18 protein-coding genes and 1 pseudogene are annotated in these 19,177 nt (G+C 61.9%); 11 read left to right on the forward strand and 8 right to left on the reverse strand.

The genetic code is table 11. From position 1 onward, the window contains the following. Nucleotides 1-16: 16 nt before the first annotated feature. Both putP and DBO86_RS21890 read right to left on the reverse strand, forming a co-directional pair. A pseudogene (putP, locus tag DBO86_RS21885) lies at nt 17-1,470 on the reverse strand (sodium/proline symporter PutP). 469 nt (nt 1,471-1,939) lie between these two features. After that, complete coding sequence (locus DBO86_RS21890; protein ID WP_108234829.1) at nt 1,940-3,073, reverse strand: GNAT family N-acetyltransferase; 1,134 nt, start codon at nt 3,071-3,073, stop codon at nt 1,940-1,942. A gap of 377 nt (nt 3,074-3,450) precedes the next feature. Here DBO86_RS21890 and DBO86_RS21895 point away from each other — a divergent pair, with 377 nt between their 5' ends. Further along, nucleotides 3,451-4,500: a porin gene (locus DBO86_RS21895; RefSeq protein ID WP_108234830.1), complete on the forward strand. Its 1,050-nt coding sequence runs from the start codon at nt 3,451-3,453 to the stop codon at nt 4,498-4,500. A gap of 157 nt (nt 4,501-4,657) precedes the next feature. After that, on the forward strand, nt 4,658-5,353 hold the full coding sequence (locus DBO86_RS21900; protein WP_104727673.1) for a DUF2057 family protein: 696 nt from the start codon (nt 4,658-4,660) through the stop codon (nt 5,351-5,353). 105 nt (nt 5,354-5,458) lie between these two features. Here DBO86_RS21900 and DBO86_RS21905 read toward each other — a convergent pair whose 3' ends face one another. The 4 genes from DBO86_RS21905 to DBO86_RS21920 all read right to left on the reverse strand — a co-directional run bounded on the left by DBO86_RS21905 (nt 5,459) and on the right by DBO86_RS21920 (nt 8,513). Then, nucleotides 5,459-5,887 carry a hypothetical protein gene (locus DBO86_RS21905; protein WP_108234831.1) on the reverse strand — a complete coding sequence of 143 codons (429 nt, stop codon included), beginning with the start codon at nt 5,885-5,887 and terminating at the stop codon, nt 5,459-5,461. 74 nt (nt 5,888-5,961) lie between these two features. Then, nucleotides 5,962-7,125, reverse strand: a complete 1,164-nt coding sequence (locus tag DBO86_RS21910; protein ID WP_084340644.1) for an MFS transporter — start codon at nt 7,123-7,125, stop codon at nt 5,962-5,964. Nucleotides 7,126-7,226: 101 nt separating this feature from the next. Then, complete coding sequence (locus DBO86_RS21915; RefSeq protein ID WP_108234832.1) at nt 7,227-8,039, reverse strand: SDR family oxidoreductase; 813 nt, start codon at nt 8,037-8,039, stop codon at nt 7,227-7,229. 105 nt (nt 8,040-8,144) lie between these two features. Beyond that, the gene (locus tag DBO86_RS21920) at nt 8,145-8,513 is read right to left on the reverse strand and encodes a DUF2784 domain-containing protein (RefSeq protein WP_004423428.1); all 369 of its coding nucleotides are present in this window, start codon (nt 8,511-8,513) and stop codon (nt 8,145-8,147) included. A gap of 161 nt (nt 8,514-8,674) precedes the next feature. Between DBO86_RS21920 and DBO86_RS21925 the strand changes: the two genes are divergently transcribed. From DBO86_RS21925 to DBO86_RS21940, 4 genes are all read left to right on the forward strand, one after another. Next, nucleotides 8,675-8,899: a DUF2061 domain-containing protein gene (locus tag DBO86_RS21925; RefSeq protein ID WP_004423427.1), complete on the forward strand. Its 225-nt coding sequence runs from the start codon at nt 8,675-8,677 to the stop codon at nt 8,897-8,899. 144 nt (nt 8,900-9,043) lie between these two features. After that, complete coding sequence (locus DBO86_RS21930) at nt 9,044-10,342, forward strand: alpha/beta fold hydrolase family protein (protein ID WP_108234861.1); 1,299 nt, start codon at nt 9,044-9,046, stop codon at nt 10,340-10,342. Beyond that, nucleotides 10,335-11,105 carry an MlaA family lipoprotein gene (locus DBO86_RS21935; RefSeq protein WP_108234833.1) on the forward strand — a complete coding sequence of 257 codons (771 nt, stop codon included), beginning with the start codon at nt 10,335-10,337 and terminating at the stop codon, nt 11,103-11,105. Before DBO86_RS21930 ends, DBO86_RS21935 begins: the two co-directional genes overlap by 8 nt. Before the next feature lie 110 nt (nt 11,106-11,215). Then, a complete protein-coding gene (locus DBO86_RS21940; protein ID WP_108234834.1) occupies nt 11,216-12,070 on the forward strand; it encodes a pirin family protein in 855 nt (284 codons plus the stop codon). A gap of 266 nt (nt 12,071-12,336) precedes the next feature. Here the strand turns inward: DBO86_RS21940 and DBO86_RS21945 are convergent, their stop codons facing one another. Next, a complete protein-coding gene (locus tag DBO86_RS21945) occupies nt 12,337-13,533 on the reverse strand; it encodes a patatin-like phospholipase family protein (RefSeq protein WP_108234835.1) in 1,197 nt (398 codons plus the stop codon). Nucleotides 13,534-13,758: 225 nt separating this feature from the next. Further along, a complete protein-coding gene (locus DBO86_RS21950) occupies nt 13,759-14,691 on the reverse strand; it encodes a lipid A biosynthesis lauroyl acyltransferase (RefSeq protein WP_074860260.1) in 933 nt (310 codons plus the stop codon). A gap of 227 nt (nt 14,692-14,918) precedes the next feature. On the opposite strand from DBO86_RS21950, the gene minC reads away from it, so the two are divergent. From minC to DBO86_RS21975, 5 genes are all read left to right on the forward strand, one after another. Next, nucleotides 14,919-15,650 (forward strand): septum site-determining protein MinC, encoded by a 732-nt coding sequence (gene minC, locus DBO86_RS21955; protein ID WP_004423412.1) that lies wholly within the window; start codon nt 14,919-14,921, stop codon nt 15,648-15,650. Between the two features lie 100 nt (nt 15,651-15,750). Beyond that, nucleotides 15,751-16,566, forward strand: coding sequence for a septum site-determining protein MinD (gene minD / locus DBO86_RS21960; protein WP_004423409.1), 816 nt, complete (start codon nt 15,751-15,753; stop codon nt 16,564-16,566). Beyond that, a complete protein-coding gene (gene minE, locus DBO86_RS21965; protein ID WP_004423407.1) occupies nt 16,563-16,817 on the forward strand; it encodes a cell division topological specificity factor MinE in 255 nt (84 codons plus the stop codon). The genes minD and minE overlap by 4 nt, the downstream gene beginning before the upstream one ends. A 149-nt stretch (nt 16,818-16,966) precedes the next feature. Beyond that, nucleotides 16,967-17,602 carry an RluA family pseudouridine synthase gene (locus DBO86_RS21970; RefSeq protein WP_004423405.1) on the forward strand — a complete coding sequence of 212 codons (636 nt, stop codon included), beginning with the start codon at nt 16,967-16,969 and terminating at the stop codon, nt 17,600-17,602. A gap of 176 nt (nt 17,603-17,778) precedes the next feature. Further along, nucleotides 17,779-19,068, forward strand: a complete 1,290-nt coding sequence (locus tag DBO86_RS21975) for a M18 family aminopeptidase (protein ID WP_084341515.1) — start codon at nt 17,779-17,781, stop codon at nt 19,066-19,068. Nucleotides 19,069-19,177 lie beyond the last annotated feature (109 nt).

Here is a 19,177-nt window from a genome sequence, read left to right on the forward strand (position 1 = left end):
ATTCAAGCCAGCTGGATCAGACCGACTTGTACTCGCTCTCGGCCTGGTCGAAGCGGCTCAGCATCGACTGGCTCGGCGCCTTACCGATGCGGCTGAAGATGACGATGGCCAGGGTGGCGAGGATGAAGCCCGGGATGATTTCGTACAGCCCCAGACCGATCCAGTTCTTCCACACGATCACGGTGGCCGCGCCGACCAGCATGCCAGCCAGGGCGCCGTTACGGGTCATGCCCTTCCACACCAGCGACAGGATAACCACCGGTAGGACACCAGGCCCAGCACACGGTTTTCCGGGTTGGCAGCCAGGGCGATGGCAATCAGCGCCACCAGCAGCACCATGGCACGACCGACCCAGACCAGTTCGGTTTGCGAGGCGCCCTTGCGCAGGAAGGCCTTGTAGAAGTCCTCGGTCAGCGCACTGGAGCACACCAGCAACTGGCAGCTCAGGGTACTCATCACCGCGGCGAGGATGGCGGACAGCAGGATGCCGGCGATCCACGGGTTGAACAGCAGCTTGGCCAACTCGATGAATACACGCTCCGGGTTTTCGCTGACCGGGCCGGCCAGATCCGGGTTGGCCGAAAAATAGGCAATACCGAAGAAGCCCACGGCGACCGCGCCACCGAGGCAGAGGATCATCCAGGTCATGGAAATGCGACGGGCTGCCGGGATCGATTTGACCGAGTCGGCCGCCATGAAGCGCGCCAGGATGTGCGGCTGGCCAAAGTAGCCCAGCCCCCATGCCAGCAGGGAAATCACACCAACGAAGGTCGCACCCTTGAGCATGTCGAAGTTGGTTGCATCCTGCATTTCGATGGCGATGAAGGTCGGCTCTACACCACCGGTGGCAATCATCACCACGATCGGGGTGAGGATCAGTGCGAAGATCATCAGCGTGGCCTGCACGGTATCGGTCCAGCTCACTGCCAGGAAGCCGCCGATGAAGGTGTAGGCGATGGTCGCTGCAGCGCCGGCCCACAGGGCGGTGCCGTAAGACATGCCGAAGGTACTCTCGAACAGGCGGGCGCCGGCCACCACACCCGAGGCGCAGTAGATGGTGAAGAACACCAGGATCACCAACGCCGAAAAGATGCGCAGGATGCGGCTGTTGTCTTCGAAACGGTTGGTGAAGTAATCCGGCAGGGTCAGGGCATTGCCGTTATGCTCGGTCTGCACGCGCAAACGGCCGGCGACGAACAACCAGTTGAGATAGGCGCCGGCAATCAAGCCGATGGCGATCCAGCTTTCCGACAGACCGGCGACGAAGATCGCACCCGGCAAGCCCATCAGCAGCCAGCCACTCATATCGGAGGCACCAGCAGACAGCGCGGTCACGAAGCTACCGAGGCTGCGGCCACCGAGGATGTAGTCGGAAAGGTTCTTGGTACGCAGATAGGCAATCAGGCCGATCAGTACCATGGCTGCGATGTACACCACGAAGGTGACGAGCATTGGAGTACTAGCTGTCATTGGGGGGCTCCCCTCTCGTTTGTTGTTCTTGGGCACCGTGCCCGGTTTGGCAAAGCGCATCCGCCTGAGCGGATACGGGGCTCCGGTCTCTGTTCCTCGTCACACCGATGCCTGGCGAGCACGATCAGGGACAGATATCGGCGCAGTGAAAATCTCCACCACTTCGTCACTGCATCGGCAAGTGCATGAGCACTTTCCCTGACCTCCCTGGCTTACGCCTGCGGCCACCGAATCGCGTTACCACCCCTACTTCGGCTGCATGCACGTCTATTATCGGTCTAGCCCAGCAAAGCTGGTCTGACCAATCGGCGCAGACAAAACGGTCGTAACGAAAGTGAAGGGCGGAATTTAGTGGCAGAGGTGAACGGGCTTCTTGCTGAAAGCTCTGGAGTTTTTGCAGAAATCTCCGACACGGGGAACTTCCGGCAAACAGCTGTTTCGGCGCCAGCACGATAACCTGATCGCTCGATCAGTCCCCACTGGGCTGGCGAAAAGGCAGATAACCGCGCGCCTGTTCCGCGTAAGCCCGCACGCCAGAGCGCTCCTGTTCGAGAAACTCGGCGACTGCAGCATACAACCCCGGGTGACAGAGATAATGCCACGAACGGGTGATGACCGGCTCGAAACCGCGTATCAGTTTGTGCTCCCCCTGGGCCCCGGCGTCGAAGCGTTGCAGACCTTCGGCGATGGCTAGCTCCATTCCTTGATAGAAGCAGGTTTCGAAATGCAGGCGGTCGAACTCGGCCAGGCAGCCCCAGTAGCGACCGAAGAAGGTTTCGCCATCGACCAGGCTGAAGGCCATGGCCAGCGGCCGCCCCTGCTGCCGCGCGAACACCACGCGGATCATCTCCGGCATGCGCTCGGCCAGTAGGCTGAAGAAATCCCTCATCAGATAGGGTGCCTGACCGCGTACATGATAAGTGTTGGCGTAGCACTGATAGACGAAATCCCAGTCCGCCTCGCTCAACTCATGGCCGCGTCGCCAGTCGAAATCGATGCCCTGCCCCGCGACCTGTTCTCGTTCCTTGCGCATCTGTTTGCGTTTGCGTGAGCTGAGCGCGTCGAGAAAATCCTGAAAGTCACGATAACCGCGGTTGTGCCAGTGGAACTGGCAGCCGAGGCGCTCGAGCCAGCCTTCACGCTGGGCTATCAACGCATCGCAGGCGGTGCTGGTGAAATTGATGTGCAGGCTCGACAGGCCCTCCTCTGCGAGACCCGCGGCCAGGGAATCGAGCAGTCTGCCGGCGCTTTGCGCGTCGCCCAGCAGGCGTGCCCCGCTAACGGGTGAAAAGGGTACGGCCCCGAGCAGCTTGGGGTAGTACGCAATGCCCGCACGGCGGCAGGCGTCTGCCCAGCCGTGGTCGAATACATATTCGCCATAGGAGTGCTGCTTGAGATAGGCCGGCATGGCAGCCCGGACCACGCCCTGATCATCGAGCCAGAGGCGGTGCGCCGGTTGCCAGCCGCTGCGCCCACCCACACTGCCGCTTTCCTCCAACGCAGCGAGGAAGGCGTGGCGCAGGAAAGGTTGTGAATCGGTCAGCAACGCATTCCATGGGCCTGCGCTGACGCTGGACAGCGAATCGGCAACGAACAAGGTCACAACTGCACTCCAGAAAGGAATGGGTTCTCCCTGAGCGAATCAGGTTATCAGCACGTCAATAGAACAGGAAATCCGCTCGGGGCGAGAGCAACATGACGAAATTTCATCCAGGACGAGGCCCACGCTGCGCTTTTCTCGAAACTTTAACAATGCCTCTATACAATCGCCGCGGGACTTCTCTGACCCCCTTAAAAACAGCCTAAAAGATTCAAAAAAACTTCCTAAGCATATGTTTTTAAAAAAGTTCCCCTGACTCGAAAATGTCACACGGCAGCAAGCCTTCTGTCATATCGGATTTCCATAATCGCCTCCGTCCAAACAGACGATGTCATGCCACAGGCAATGACGGCGTTTCATAAAACGAAGGAGTTTTTTCGATGAAGATGAAGTTGATTGCGGTTGCTGTTGGTGCCGCTCTGGCGGTACCCGCTGTGGCAATGGCAGATGTGACCGTCTATGGCCGTGCACATGTTTCGGTGGATTTCCTCGATGACGGCGCCGACTACTCTGAAACCAACCTTTCCAGCAACTCCTCGCGCCTTGGCTTCAAGGGCAACCATGAGATCAACCCGAATCTGAAGGCCTTCTTCCAGATCGAACAACAGATCAACTTCACCAGTGGTAGCAGCGATAGCAACAGTACCGACTTCGCCACCCGCGACACCTTTGTCGGCCTGAGCAGCAACGTCGGCTCGGTGCAAGTGGGTCGTTTCGACAGCCCGTTCAAGGTCGCTCGCGGTCCGGCTAACCTGTTCGGTGATCAGGTTGGTGACATGCGCAACCTGACTCGCTTTGGCAATGGCCGTTTCGACGAGCGCTATGACAACACCATCCAGTACACCACGCCAAATTTCGGTGGTTTCAACGCTAAGCTGGCCTATTCGATGTATGAAGGTCAGTTTTCACGCGAGGATGTGGACAGCGATGCCTTCAGCTTGTCGTTGAACTATGCTGGCGGTCCGCTGGAGGCCTCTCTGGCTTACGAGAAGGTGGAAGAAGATGCCAAGTATGGCGAACGTGACGGCATTCGTGCCGCTGCCGCCTACAAGCTGTTCAACTCCTTCAAGCTGGTGGGCTTCTATCAGACCGTTGATCATGACTCTCCGATTCAGGCTGAGCGTGATCGTTGGTCGTCCGACGTTTATGGTCTTGGCGGCGAATACAGCATCTCTGACAAGACCGCATTGAAAGCAATGTGGATGACCCGTGATTCTGACGCAGATAATGCCGATGCCGATATGTGGGTAGTGGGCGTCGAGCACAAGCTGGACAAGGCCGTGCGTGTCTATGCCAACTATGCAGTAATCGACAACGATGACAACTCCGCTCAGGTACCATGGGAGCAAGCTCGTTCGGCAAATAACAGAGCTTTCGCGGCAGGTGAAGAAGCCTCTGGTTTTTCCGTAGGCATGCGCTACGACTTCTGATCCCTTCGCGGACAGGAATAAAAACAAACCGGGCAGCTCCGAGAGGAGCCGCCCGGTTTGTCATTTAACTGACACCTATCAGCCTTATTCTTGTTTCCGGAATGTCATCGACCCCAGCCCACCGAGCATCGGCGGGCGTTCGTAATTAGGAGTTTTCATGCGCCGCTTGTTCGTAATCGCCATGGCTGGCCTGTTGGCCGCCTGTGCCCAGCAACCCAAAATCCAGATGTATGCCGGCGCACCGCTGCCGCAAAACCAGGTACTGACCGTAGTAGTTCCCGGCGAGTTGGAAATCCGCAGCATCAACGGCCAGCCTTACTCTGCAGCAAACGCCTCATCCGGCCTGGATGACAAGGAACTGCTCCTGCAGCCGGGCGCCTATCAAATTCATGCCTTCTACAAGAACGGCTTCGACATCGCCGGCGGCATGAGTCATGAGGTAGTACGCGGCCGCACCGCCATCTTCAATATCGAAGGCAAGGCTGGTGAACTTTGGCGCCTGGAGTTCAACCGCCCACAGAGCCTGGCCGAAGCCAAAGAGTTCGAGAATGACTTTCCCGCCTGGGCCGTGAACACACGCACCGGCGAACGCAAAGACGCAGAGGCCGGTAACCGCAACGTTTCGGCATTCAGCGTCCTGATGGGCTCCAGCGAAGTCGCTCCGCGAGCCACCAGCGTCGCTCCGCTGGGCGCCGCGTCTGTAGCTGCACCGCAGGCGATCACACCAACCCCTTCCCCTGCCCAGGCCGCTGCTCTGCCACACAGTGACGCCACCCTGACCACCCTGCAACAGATGTGGAACCTGCTCACGCCGGAAAGCCGCAGCGCCTTCCTCAAGTGGGCCCAGCAGTAATCGCTAGTCGACAGCGCTCCCGCCGCCAAGCGGGAGCTCGCTCGACAGGCGGACACCGCGACAGCCGCAGTGTCCGCCGCATGTAGCTGTGGCGAACGCTTTGCCTCAGCCGCGCAACGTCCCCTCACGCTCCCAGGCGCAGCGCACACGCAGCCCACCCTCCTGCGGGCTGTGAAAACCATTGTCGGACTCCCAGCGGAAGGTGTGCGTGCCATTGAGCTCGGTTTCCAGGTGCACCACCGCGCTGGCCCAGTACAGGCGCTTGAGCAGTGCCTCGAAGGCTTCGATCCACAGGTTCCACTCGTACTCGATCGCGCCATAGCTGGCGCCGAAGTGGATCACCTGGGTCTGGTACAAGCCCGCCCCCGGCGCCTCGCAGAAGGAAAACATCTCGCGCCCGAGAAAAGGCCACAACTCGCCAGCCGGCAATTCCGCCAGCACGCCATGATTGGTTTCACGGCGCAGGCGACGCAGCTCGGGGTCATCCGAGGGCCAGTCACGGATGCAGCCATAGACGATGGATTCGGACTCCACACCGGCACTCCTGAAAAAGCAGAACGCCTTCTAACACAGCCCGCCTGGGCAGGAAAGGAACTGCGGCCAATTGCTCAATGCCGCTGCCGGCGATTACGCCCCAGCAACCACGCCACCAGCGTCATCACCAGGGCCAGCACGGTGAGCACGGCGAACGGCAGGTGGTAACTGCCGGACAAGTCGCGGGCCAGCCCGGTAAGGATGGGCGTCAGGCTGCCAAGGCTGTAACCGGTGAACAGCATCATCGCCGTCCAGCGGCTGACGGCCAGGGGTGAACCGGCTTCGTACAGCGGCAGCACCAGTGACAGGGCGAAGGAGCCGCCCATCGAGAAGCCCATGACCACCGCCCACAATTCGGGAACGAAACGCGGCATGAAGGTCACCATCGCCAGGCAGCCACAGGTGACCAGCCCGCACGCCAGCAGCAGCGGGTAACGAGCGTTGTAGCGCTGAGCCAGCCAAGGCAACAGGAACGAACTGGGCAAGCCCATGAGCATGGCCAGGCTGAGCAGCGAGTTGCTGCGCAACATGCTCAGCCCGGCTTCGTGGTAGCGTGCCACGGCCCAGGTGGCGATGGCATAGAACAGTCCGGCCTGAATGGCAAAGAAGCAACTGATCAGCCAGGCGCGCGGCTGCCGCCAGGGCAATCCAGCGCTCTCCTGGCCTTCGGCTGCGCCGGCCTGGTTGGGCAACCACAGCCAGAGCATCACCCCGAGCAACGCCGGCGTAGCCCACACCGCCAGGCCCAGGTGCCAGGCATCGCCGAACAGCGCCGTGGCCGGCGCAGTCAGCACTGCACCACCGGCACCACCAATGGCCATGCCCAGCGAATACCAGCCGACCACACGCCCCATCTGGCTGGCGAAATGGCGCTTGATAAAGCCTGACAGCAAGGGGCCGGCCACGGCGATGGCAGCACCCAGCGCGATGGCACTGCCGATCAGCACCGCACTCTGATGCGCGGCCAGACGCGACAACAGCGCCAGGCCAATTACTCCGAGACAGACCACGATGGTGCGCTCCAGCCCCCAGCGCATGGCCAGGCGCGGCGCCAGGGGCGCGAGCAGGCCCATGCACAATACCGGCAAGGCCGTGGTCAGGCTGATGAAGCTGCGGCTTAGCGACAGCTCCATGGCGATGCGCTCGATCAAAGGCGCGAGGGAAGTGATGCCAGGGCGCAAATTGATCGCCGCCAACACCAGGGCGACCAGCAACAGGGCCCGAGGGACTGGTTTCACGAGTTATCCGAGGTCATGACGGCAGGCAGGCCGGGGGCGGCAACCCTACCCCTGCAGGCCGCGCCAGGCAAGCCTACAGAAGGAAATAACTGACCTCATGGTCAGCTGGCGGACTTGGCCTTGCCACGCATCTTCTCGGCCATGTTGGCCATCTCGTCATAGAGCGCCTGCGGGTTCTTCTGCTTCAGCGCCCAGGCCATGCGCCCCATTTCATGCGGCAGGATCATGAAACTGCCCTTGGCCACTTCAGCGTGGATGTAATCGGCGATATCCGCTGCACTGATCGGCGAACTCTCCAGCAGCTTGCCGACCTGAGCCTTCATCGCCGGGGTCGGGCCACGGAAGGAATCCAGCAGGTTGGTCTGGAAGAAGGACGGACAGACCACATGCACGCCGATCTCCAGCTGGCGCAGCTCCGCCAGCAGGCTTTCCGACAGGGCCACCACGCCGGCCTTGGCCACGTTGTAGTTACTCATGCCCGGCCCCTGCATCAGGGCGGCCATGGAGGCGATATTGACGATCTTGCCCTTGCTCTTTTCCAGCAGCGGCAGAAATGCCTTGCAGCCCTTGACCACGCCCATCAGGTTGATCGCGATCTGCCAGTCCCAATCCTCCAGCGACAGCTCGCTGAAGAACCCACCAGAGGCGACACCGGCGTTGTTGACGATCACATCGATACCGCCGAACTGCTCTTCGCAGGCTTGCGCCAGGGCGGTCAGCTGGCTGTAGTCACGTACGTCGCAACGGCGAGTGAAGCCATCGCCACCGGCCTCACGCACCAGCTTAAGGGTTTGCGCCAGCCCGGCCTCGTTGACATCAGCCAGCGCCAGGCGCCAGCCCTCACGCGCCCAGCGCAGGGCCATTTCGCGGCCCAGACCGGAACCGGCGCCCGTGATCATCATGCGGTTTTGCATAGCAGCCCTGCCTTCATTGATTGGTTACGATGGCTGCCAGTGTAGCGAAGGCGATAAAGCCACCATGCCTTCATCAGATTTATGAATAGGCAGGGCAAATCACGATCACGTTTTCCTGCGCCAGCGCCCGATCAGCCAGGCATATACGGCAGCGTTGACCAGTACGACGATGGCCCCCAGCCACAGCTGAATAGCCGGGGTGAGCCCGGCCGGATAGATCAGCGGTATCAGATAATGCTCGATGAAGCCGCCCTCGTAGCCGGCCTGCCCGGCCATACGGCGCAACTGGTTTTCCCAGGGCGTCAGCGGGCAGCCCAGGTGCAGGCATTCGACGATTACACCCCAGGCCACCGCCGGCACATGCAGCCAGATCAGGCTTGGCCAGCGCAGCAGCAACAGGCCGCCGAGCATGACGAACAGGATGAAGCCCAGGTGGATCACCACCAGCGCGTCGGCAGCCATACGCCAAAACATTGCGCCTCCTTTGAGCGGCGAAGATAAATAGATAAAAATCGCCTCAAAGCCAAAACCTCATTGAGCAGAACTATTACAACCATGCAAACGCCGCATTTCCCGACTCGAGGGCGTGCGACTAGCCTTGCCTACATAGGAAATGATTCTCAAGTAGGTGCATCATGCTCAAGACCCTGACCTTCACCATCATGCACTTCTGCATCGCCTTCGGCGTCACCTACGCGCTGACCGGCAGCGTTGCCGCCAGTGGCCTGGTGGCCGCCATCGAACCGCTGTGCAATTCCGTGGGTTTCTACTTCCACGAGAAAATCTGGCAGCGCTTCGAACGTAAGCGCAATCCTGCGGCCCAGCGCCCCAGGCATGCCTGGCTGCATCACCAGGCCTGAAACCTGCACCGGCAGTGAGTCAGCCTTGCAGCGACTCATCTTTCCCTGCGATAAGGCAGGATGGACTGGCACTTTGCCCCGCATGCTGCTGTCATACGCCGGCAGTTCAATCCAGACGATCTCTTATTCGAAGGGACTCAGTACATGCTCAGCCTTGCCCGACTTGCCGCCCTGTTCAGTGGCCTGGTTTTCTGTGCCTCGGCGCTGGCCGCCGATGTGGACGCCGAAAGCTACGGTTATCCGCTGGCCAACCCGTTCGAGGCGACCATCGCCACCACGCCGCCCGAGCTGCGCCCGGCGCTGCCGGCCGATGCAGACATCCGGCAGCGCGACTACTCGGTACGCCTGCGCCCGGATCGACAATTCGAGTTGCTGGAGAACTTCTGGCCAGTGACCCGGCTGCGTTATCGCCTGGCCGAGCAGAAAGGCCGCGCGCCGCTGATCTTCATCATCGCCGGCACCGGCGCACACTACGCCAGCGGCACCAACGAATACCTGAAGAAACTCTTCTACGGCGCCGGTTTCCATGTGGTGCAGCTGTCGTCACCAACCAGCTATGACTTCATGGCTGCCGCCTCACGCTCTGCCACACCCGGTTACAGCCCGGAAGATGCCGACGACCTGTACCGCGTGATGCAGGCTGTACGCGCCCAGCACCCGAAGCTCGATGTCAGTAAGTTCATGCTCACCGGCTACAGCCTCGGCGCGCTGCACGCCGCGTTCGTCAGCCAGCTTGATGAAACCCGTCGCGCCTTCGACTTCAAGCGGGTGCTGCTGCTCAATCCGCCGGTCAACCTCTACACCTCCATCACCAATCTGGACAAGCTGGTACAGACCAGGGTGCAGGGCATCGACAACAGCACCAACTTCTATGATCTGGTGCTGGGCAAGCTGACCCGTTACTTCAACGACAAGGGCTACCTGGATATCAACGAGGCCATGCTCTATGACTTCCAGCAGTCGAGACATAAGCTCTCCAACGAACAACTGGCCATGCTCATCGGCACCGCGTTCCGTTTTTCTTCTGCCGATATCGTCTTCACCTCGGACCTGCTCAATCGCCGCGGCCTGATCACCCCACGTGACTACCGCATCACCGAGGGCACCAGCCTCACGCCCTTCTTCCAGATGGCCCTGCGCTGTGACTTCGACTGCTATATCGCCGAGCAACTGATACCCATGTGGCGCGCCCGCTATGACGGCGGCAGCCTCAATCAGTTGATCGACAAGACCAGCCTGTATGCCCTCGAGGACTACCTCAAAGGCAGCGACAAGATCGCCGTGATGCACAACGCCGATGACCTGATCCTCGGCCAGGGCGATATCGGTTTCCTGCGCCGCACCTTCGGCGACCGCCTGACCCTTTACCCGCGTGGCGGGCACTGCGGCAACCTCAACTATCGCGTCAATGCCGACGCCATGCTGGAGTTCTTCCGTGGTTAAGCACAGCACCCTGACCATCGCCCTGCTGCTGGCCGGCGGGCAGGCCCTGGCCGCAAACCAGGTCGACCCTGACGGTTTCACCAACCCGCTGCAGCACCTGCAGTTCAACCCGGGGCTGGACCAGCAGGAATTCGAGCGCGCCTCCAGTGACGCCCTGCAGGTCTATGACCCCCTGGAGTCATGGAACCGCCGCGTCTACCACTTCAACTACCGTTTCGATCAGTGGGTCTTCCTGCCCGTGGTCGACGGCTACCGCTACGTCACACCCAATCTGGTGCAGACCGGCGTGCACAACTTCTTCAACAATCTGGGGGAAATTCCCACGCTGGCCAACAGCCTGTTGCAACTCAAGGGCCAACGGGCGATGAACAGCACTGCACGGCTGCTCTTCAATACCATCATCGGAGTCGGTGGCCTGTGGGACCCGGCCACCAAGATGGGCCTGCCACGCTTGAGCGAGGACTTCGGCCAGACCCTGGGTTACTACGGCGTACCGGCCGGCCCTTACCTGATGCTGCCGCTGCTCGGCCCGTCGAACCTGCGCGACACCGGCGGCCTGGTGGCGGATTACAGCCTGGAAGGCGCGGTCAACTACCTTGATGTGGCCGATGCCAGCGCCGACAATCCCGGCATCACGGCGCTGCGTATCGTCGACACCCGCGCCAATACCGGCTTCCGCTACGGCCAGCTGAACTCGCCATTCGAGTACGAGAAGATTCGTTACTTCTACCACGAGTCGCGCAAGCTGAAGATTGCCGACTGAAGCCTGGGCCATGCATCGAATTAATCGATGCATGGCCGGCAAATTTTCCACCCAAATATCGATTCGATACGACTAGCATGGCGCCATTCCTACCTCCCAAGGAGCTCGCCATGACTTCGCCACGCCGCGTCATCAGCATCCAGCCTGGCCAACCCGCCTCGGACGGCGCGGGGGTGCGCCTCAACCGCGTGATCGGTGGGCCGGGCCTGGAGCGCTTCGATCCCTTCCTGATGCTCGACGAGTTTTCCACCGACAACCCTGACGACTACATCGCCGGTTTCCCGCCGCACCCGCATCGCGGTTTCGAGACCATCACCTACATGCTCGAAGGGCGCATGCGCCATGAGGATCACCTGGGCAACGTCGGCCTGCTCGGCAGTGGCGCCGTGCAATGGATGACCGCCGCGCGCGGCATCATCCACAGCGAAATGCCCGAGCAGGAGTCCGGCGCCATGCGCGGCTTCCAGCTGTGGCTCAACCTGCCAGCCAAGGACAAGCTGGGCGAAGCGGGTTATCGCGACATCCCGGCCAGCGAGATCCCGCGCATCAACACAGCGTACGGTGCCGAAGTGGTGGTGATCGCCGGTGAGTTCGATGACGGCGATATCCGCCAGGCTGGCGCCGTGCAACGTCCGCACACCCAGCCTCAGCTGTTCGACCTACATCTGCCGGCCGGCAGCCAGGTTGCACCGCGCCTGGCCGATGGTCAGCGGGTCATGCTCTACGTCTACCAGGGTTTGCTGGAGCTGCCTGGGGCCAGCGCTCAACCGGTCAGCGCCGGGCGCCTGGTACGCCTGTCTGACGCGGGCGCACTGCACCTGGCCAGCGCTCATGGCGCACGGGTGCTGCTGATCGCCGGCACACCACTGAACGAGCCCATCGTCCAGTACGGACCGTTCGTGATGAACAGCCGTGAGGAAATCGAGCAGGCTCTGCGTGACTTTCGCGATGGTGTGCTGGCCTGATGCCGAAGGCGCCAAGTCGACATCGATAACTCGGCACTCCAGCCCCAGGCACGTAGCCTAGTGCCAGTCCGTTAAGCGGAAAGGGGGCGTTTGTAGGAGCCGGCTTGCTGGCGATCCGCCCCTTTGCTGATCATCCTCAAGCATCGCCGGCAAGCCTGCTCCTACAGTTCCGTAGTGTCACAGGCAACGCTTATCTGCTTCGCCCCAACACTACGAAAATGCCTGGGAAATCTTATCTGATCGGTATTGAGACACATAACCGGACTTTATCCGGCTATGTTTCCGGCGGGCTGCGCCACATCGACCAGCCCGAGAAAGCGACAGAGGTCGGCCTTGCGCGCCATCGCATCCTGATAACCCAACTCGATCAGTTCACTGCAATAGCCGGGCTCGAACAGCAGGTAGCTGAGCACCCCCGCTCCACCGGCTTTGGTTGCCCCAGGACCACGCAGAAACAGACGCAGCGCCCTGGGCAGCTCGCGCTGATGACGCGCGGCGATCTGATCCAGCGGCTGGCTCGGCGCGATCACCAGCACGTCCACCGGGTTCAAACCCAAGCCACGCGGACGCCGCTCCGGCGGCACCAGTGCGCTCATCTGGTTGAGCCGTTCGAGCTGCTCGATGTCCGTCTCCAGATTGTCGATAAAGGTGCTGTTGAGCATATGCCCGCCGATCTGCGCCAGGCTCGGCGGGCGATTGGTCGGGGTGACCGGCACAGGGGCCGAGGCATTGCTCTGTGCATTGCCACTCACGCCAATCACCAGCACGCGACTGGCCCCCAGGTGCAAGGCCGGGCTGATCGGCGCCGCCTGGCGTACCGCGCCGTCGCCGAAGTATTCGCGGTTGATCTTCACCGGCGGGAATATCAGCGGAATCGACGCACTGGCCAGCAAGTGTTCGAGGCGCAGCCGCGTCGGCACTCCGACACGACGGTGACGAAACCAGGGGTCGATGGTCGCGCGGCCCTGATAGAAGGTCATCGCCTGACCGCTTTCATAGCCGAAGGCCGTCACCGCCACGGCCCGCAACTGTCGATGACGCACGGCAGCCGCGATACCGGAGAAATCCAGCTCGCGCTCCAGCAACTCGCGCAATGGCGAACTGTCGAGCAAGGCCACCGGAACATCGCGCCCCAGGCCAAGCAGGCTGTGACCAATGAAGCGCGCCGCCTGCCGCAACACGCCCGGCCAATCGCTGCGGTACACCATATGGGTGTGAAAGCCCTGCCAGACCGAGGTCAGGCGCCGCACGGCTTCGCCGAACTGCAGCGCCCCACAGGCCAGGCCAACGGCGTTGATCGCCCCGGCCGAGGTCCCGACTATCACCGGAAAGGGATTGTGCGAGGCGTCCGGCAGTAGATCGGCGATGGCTGCCAACACCCCGACCTGATAGGCCGCCCGCGCCCCGCCACCAGAGAGGATCAGCCCGGTCACGGGCGCATCGGGGCGGGCAATCACGGTCATCGGGCGATCCTGTTTTTCGTTGCAGTATAGATGCGCTAGCAGGCCGTTGAAAAACGTAGGCGAGGCAGGCAAGGCAATACCGATGGCGGCCCCGCAAAAACGGCCGAAAAAAGCACTGGGCCCGCACTCGGGTTTACGCGTTGTAAATGAGCATTTTGACTGGGCTCGCACGCGAGGCCGTTTTTAACGCAGCATTGCCAACGCAGGTAGTTTTTCAACGGCCTGCTAGTTGCGCTTACCGTACAGCTTCGGCTCCCCCTCGGGGCGCGTCTTGAAACGCCGATGCGCCCATAGGTACTGCTCCGGGCAGGCACTGACCACCTGTTCGATCCACTGGTTGATACGCAGGCAATCGGCCTCCTCGCTCTCGCCGGGAAAGCCTTCGAGCGGCGGATGGATCACCAGGCGATAACCGCTGCCATCGGCCAGGCGCCGCTGGGTGAAAGGCACCACGCGCGCCTTGCCTAGGCGGGCGAACTTGGTGGTGGCGGTAACCGTGGCCGCCTGAATACCGAACAGCGGCACGAAGATGCTCTGCTTGCGGCCGTAATCCTGATCCGGCGCGTACCAGATCGCACGACCGGCACGCAGCACCTTGAGCATGGCTCGAATGTCCTCGCGCTCGATGGCGGTGGCGTCGAGGTTGTGGCGCTCGCGGCCACGTCGCTGGATGTAGTCGAACAACGGATTGTCGTGTTCGCGGTACATGCCGTCGATGGTGTGCAACTGACCGAGCAGCGCGGCGCCGATCTCGAGGGTGGTGAAGTGCACCGCCATGAGGATCACCCCCTGCCCTTCGGCCTGCGCCTGCTGCAGATGTTCGAGGCCTTCGACATGCGCCAGCTTTGCCAGGCGCGCCTTGGGCCACCACCAGCTCATGGCCATCTCGAAGAAGGCGATACCGGTGGAAGCGAAATTCTCCTTGAGCAGGCGCTCGCGCTCGGCAGCGCTCTTGTCGGGGAAGCAAAGTTCCAGATTGCGCGCAGCGATCTGCCGGCGCGAGCTTGCCGTGCGGTACATCAGCCAGCCCAGTGCCCGCCCCAGTTTCAGTTGCAGGCCGTAAGGCAGTTGCACCACCAGCCACAGCAATCCGAAGCCCAGCCACAGCGGCCAGAAGCGCGGATGAAGAAAATAGGCGCGAAAGCGGGGGCGGTCCATGAGGCGTTTCCGATCACTTACAAAGCCGCGCATTCTAACCCAGTTTTCCCGGCCAGCTCGGCGACATCCATGCCACCTGAGACGTTCAGCACAGCGCAGCGACAGACATACACCACCAACCTGCGGCCCCGGCTCTGGCCTCGCTGACGCGCGCGGCTTGCGGCATGCGGGCTATCTCGTTATAAGTCCGGCATCTTTCGACTCGCCAGAAGGCCCATCGCACCACCATGAGCCAAGCCGACCTCCTCGCCCAAGACCCCGTATTCCAGCTCAAGGGCAGCATGCTCGCCATCACCGTGATGGAACTGGCGCACAACGATCTCGAACGCCTCGACGCGCAACTGACGGAAAAAGTCGCCCAGGCCCCGGCCTTCTTCAGCAACACGCCGCTGGTGCTGGCCCTGGACAAACTGCCGGAAGGCGAAGGTGAACTGGACCTGGCCCAACTGATGGCTTTGTGTCGCCGCCATGGCCTGCGCACCCTGGCCATCCGCGCCGTACGCGAAAGTGATGTGGCTGCCGCCGAAGCCATGGATCTGCCCGTGCTGCCGCCGTCCGGCGCGCGCGAGCGGCCTATCGACCCGGCGCCGCCGAAGAAGGTCGAGGTAAAACCCGCCGAGCCCGAGCACAAGCCCGCCCGGGTCGTCACCACACCAGTGCGCGGCGGCCAGCAGATCTATGCCCAGGGTGGCGACCTGATCGTCCTGGCAGCGGTCAGCGCCGGGGCGGAACTTCTCGCCGATGGCAACATCCATGTTTACGCGCCCATGCGTGGCCGCGCCCTGGCTGGCATCAAGGGCAACACCCAGGCACGGATTTTCTGTCAGCAAATGGGCGCCGAAATGCTGTCGATCGCCGGCCATTACAAGGTCGCCGAAGACCTGCGCCGTGACCCGCTGTGGGGCGATGCGGTACATGTCAGCCTGTCGGGTGACGTGTTGAACATCACCCGCCTTTAACGGATACTGCGGCCACTTTTTTACGGATACAAAAAGGCATCTGGAAGCCTCGATTGGCTGACGGATTCCCGCGTTTTATTCATTTTTAGGGTGAATCACCTTGGCCAAGATCCTCGTAGTCACTTCCGGCAAGGGTGGCGTCGGTAAAACCACCACCAGCGCCGCCATCGGTACCGGCCTCGCCCTGCGCGGCCACAAGACCGTCATCGTCGACTTCGACGTCGGCCTGCGTAACCTCGACCTGATCATGGGCTGCGAACGCCGCGTGGTGTACGACTTCGTCAACGTGGTCAACGGCGAAGCCACCCTCACTCAGGCCCTGATCAAGGACAAGCGTCTCGAGAACCTCTACGTGCTGGCCGCCAGCCAGACCCGTGACAAGGACGCACTGACCCTCGAAGGCGTCGAGAAAGTCATCAATGAGCTGTCGCAAAATTTCGAATATGTGGTCTGCGACTCGCCTGCTGGTATCGAGAAGGGTGCACACCTGGCGATGTATTTCGCCGACGAAGCCATCGTCGTGACCAACCCGGAAGTGTCCTCGGTACGTGACTCCGACCGCATGCTCGGCCTACTGGCGAGCAAATCGCGCCGCGCCGAGAAAGGCGAAGAGCCGATCAAGGAACACCTGCTGCTGACCCGCTACAACCCCGAGCGCGTCACCAAGGGCGAAATGCTCGGCGTCGAAGACGTCGAGGAAATCCTCGCCATCCGCCTGCTCGGCGTGATCCCCGAATCCCAGGCCGTGCTCAAGGCGTCCAACCAGGGCATCCCGGTCATCCTCGATGACCAAAGCGATGCCGGCCAGGCCTACAGCGACGCTGTTGATCGCCTGCTTGGCAAGGAAGTCGCGCACCGCTTCCTGGATGTGAAGAAGCAGGGCTTCCTGCAGCGCCTGTTTGGAGGTCGAGAATGAATATTTTTGACTTCTTGCGTTCGCGCAAGAAGGAAACCACCGCATCCATCGCCAAAGAGCGCCTGCAGATCATCGTTGCCCACGAACGTGGCCAGCGTACTCAGCCGGACTACCTGCCTGCCCTGCAGCAGGAGTTGGTGGAAGTGATCCGCAAGTACGTCAACATCGACTCTGACCAGGTACAGGTCGCCCTAGAGAACCAGGGCAGTTGCTCGATCCTGGAGCTGAACATTACCCTGCCGGATCGCTGATCGATTCTGGCCATGCGCACGGCGGCTTCGGCCGCCGTGTTCGTTTGTAGTCATCGATAGCCTGTAGGAGCGAGCTCTGCTCGCGAATATCGGTAACCTGCATTTTTCGCGAGCAGAGCTCGCTCCTACCAGACCGTTGCGAACGCCCCATGCCGCTAAGCCAGATCGAAATTCTCCACCAGGACGCCGCCTTGTTGGTGATCAACAAGCCCACCCTGCTGCTGTCGGTGCCGGGCCGCGCCGATGACAACAAGGATTGCCTGGTCACCCGCCTGCAGGAAAACGGCTACCCCGAGGCGCGCATCGTCCATCGGCTGGACTGGGAAACCTCCGGCATCATCGTCCTGGCCCGCGATGCCGACAGCCACCGCGAGCTGTCGCGCCAGTTCCACGACCGTGAAACCGAGAAGGCCTACACCGCCCTGTGCTGGGGCCAGCCGCAGGCCGACAGCGGCAGCATCGACCTGCCGCTGCGCTACGACCCGCCGACCAAACCACGCCACGTGGTCGATCACGAACTGGGCAAACAGGCGCTGACCCACTGGCGCGTCATCGAGCGCTGCGGCGACTGGTGCCGGGTCGAGCTCACGCCCATCACCGGACGCTCGCACCAGTTGCGCGTGCATATGCTGTCCATCGGTCATCCGCTGCTGGGCGACCGTCTCTACGCTCACGAACAGGCCCTGGCCGCCCATGAGCGCCTGTGCCTGCACGCCAGCATGCTCGCCCTCACCCACCCGCAAACGGGTGAGCGCATGCGCTTCGAGTGCCCGGCGCCATTTTGATCGCCCGCAGTAGGGTGGATGACGCTTTTTCATCCACCTTTCTGACTGCCACAACCTGCGCCCAAGACCCCGCAAGCGCCAGCAGATAGCCTGCAACTATCGCCCCAAACGAATGCACGGCCGGCACAGCGCGATGCAAATTGGTTACACTCGCACCATCGTTGCCCGGAGTCCCTATGCGCGAAGAACTGATCCAAGGCCTGCTCGATTTTCTCAACGCCTCGCCGACCCCCTTTCATGCCACCACCAGCCTGGCCATGCGCCTGGAAGCCGCCGGTTATCGTCACCTCGACGAACGCGCGCCCTGGCAGACCGAAGCCGGTGGTCGCTATTACGTGACCCGCAACGACTCCTCGATCATTGCCTTCAAGCTCGGTAAACGCCCGGCCGTCGACGGCGGCATTCGCCTGGTCGGCGCGCATACCGACAGCCCATGCCTGCGCGTCAAGCCAAACCCGGAGCTGCAGCGCCAGGGCTTCTTCCAGCTCGGCGTGGAAGTCTACGGCGGCGCCCTGCTCGCGCCCTGGTTCGACCGCGACCTGTCGCTGGCCGGCCGCGTGACCTACCGCCGCGACGGCAAGGTCGAGAGCCAGTTGATCGATTTCTACCAGCCCATCGCCGTGATCCCAAGCCTGGCCATTCACCTCAACCGTGAGGCCAACCAGGGCTGGGCGATCAACCCGCAGAACGAGCTGCCGCCGATCCTGGCCCAGCTCGCCAGCAGCGAAACCGCCGATTTCCGCGCCCTGCTCGCCGAGCAGCTTGCCATGGAGCACGACTTCAACCCCGACGCGGTGCTGGATTACGAGCTGAGCTTCTACGACACCCAGAGCGCCGCCATCGTCGGCCTCAACCAGGACTTCATCGCCAGCGCACGCCTGGACAACCTGCTGTCGTGCTACGCCGGCCTGCAGGCGCTGATCGACGCGGACGACGAGGTAACCTGTGTGCTGGTCTGCACCGACCATGAAGAAGTCGGCTCCTGCTCGGCCTGCGGCGCCGACGGCCCCTTCCTCGAGCAGGTGCTGCGCCGCGTGCTGCCAGATGGCGACGCCTTCGTGCGCAGCATCCAGCGCTCGCTGCTGGTATCGGCCGACAATGCCCACGGCGTGCACCCGAACTACGCCGACAAGCACGATGGCAACCACGGACCCAAGCTCAACGCCGGCCCGGTGATCAAGATCAACAGCAACCAGCGCTACGCCACCAACAGCGAGACTGCGGGTTTCTTCCGCCACCTGTGCCTGGAAAACGAAGTACCGGTGCAAAGCTTCGTGGTGCGCAGCGACATGGCCTGCGGCTCCACCATCGGCCCGATCACCGCCAGCCAGCTGGGCGTGCGCACGGTCGACATCGGCCTGCCCACCTTCGCCATGCACTCGATTCGCGAACTGGCCGGCAGCCACGACCTGGAGCACCTGGTGAAAGTGCTGACCGCCTTCTATTCCAGCCCTGAACTCCCCTGAGAACCTATTTAAAGTCTGCTGCGCTTCGGCCCTGCAGCGTTAAAAACTGGCTCGAAATGCTCATTTACAACTCGTAAACTCCGCTTTCTCGCCAGTTTTTGCCTTGCAT

The sequence above is a fragment of the Ectopseudomonas oleovorans genome (assembly GCF_003052605.1).
Classification (GTDB): Bacteria; Pseudomonadota; Gammaproteobacteria; order Pseudomonadales; family Pseudomonadaceae; genus Aquipseudomonas; species Aquipseudomonas oleovorans_A.

What these genes read in the sequence shown, in the direction of transcription:
- DBO86_RS21895 (WP_108234830.1), top strand. Translation starts at nt 3,451, where the DNA reads ATGAAGATGAAGTTGATTGCGGTTGCTGTTGGTGCCGCTCTGGCGGTA.
- DBO86_RS21900 (WP_104727673.1), top strand. Translation starts at nt 4,658, where the DNA reads ATGCGCCGCTTGTTCGTAATCGCCATGGCTGGCCTGTTGGCCGCCTGT.
- DBO86_RS21915 (WP_108234832.1), bottom strand. Translation starts at nt 8,039, where the DNA reads ATGCAAAACCGCATGATGATCACGGGCGCCGGTTCCGGTCTGGGCCGC.
- DBO86_RS21920 (WP_004423428.1), bottom strand. Translation starts at nt 8,513, where the DNA reads ATGTTTTGGCGTATGGCTGCCGACGCGCTGGTGGTGATCCACCTGGGC.
- DBO86_RS21925 (WP_004423427.1), top strand. Translation starts at nt 8,675, where the DNA reads ATGCTCAAGACCCTGACCTTCACCATCATGCACTTCTGCATCGCCTTC.
- DBO86_RS21930 (WP_108234861.1), top strand. Translation starts at nt 9,044, where the DNA reads ATGCTCAGCCTTGCCCGACTTGCCGCCCTGTTCAGTGGCCTGGTTTTC.
- DBO86_RS21940 (WP_108234834.1), top strand. Translation starts at nt 11,216, where the DNA reads ATGACTTCGCCACGCCGCGTCATCAGCATCCAGCCTGGCCAACCCGCC.
- DBO86_RS21945 (WP_108234835.1), bottom strand. Translation starts at nt 13,533, where the DNA reads ATGACCGTGATTGCCCGCCCCGATGCGCCCGTGACCGGGCTGATCCTC.
- DBO86_RS21950 (WP_074860260.1), bottom strand. Translation starts at nt 14,691, where the DNA reads ATGGACCGCCCCCGCTTTCGCGCCTATTTTCTTCATCCGCGCTTCTGG.
- minC (WP_004423412.1), top strand. Translation starts at nt 14,919, where the DNA reads ATGAGCCAAGCCGACCTCCTCGCCCAAGACCCCGTATTCCAGCTCAAG.
- minE (WP_004423407.1), top strand. Translation starts at nt 16,563, where the DNA reads ATGAATATTTTTGACTTCTTGCGTTCGCGCAAGAAGGAAACCACCGCA.
- DBO86_RS21970 (WP_004423405.1), top strand. Translation starts at nt 16,967, where the DNA reads ATGCCGCTAAGCCAGATCGAAATTCTCCACCAGGACGCCGCCTTGTTG.
- DBO86_RS21975 (WP_084341515.1), top strand. Translation starts at nt 17,779, where the DNA reads ATGCGCGAAGAACTGATCCAAGGCCTGCTCGATTTTCTCAACGCCTCG.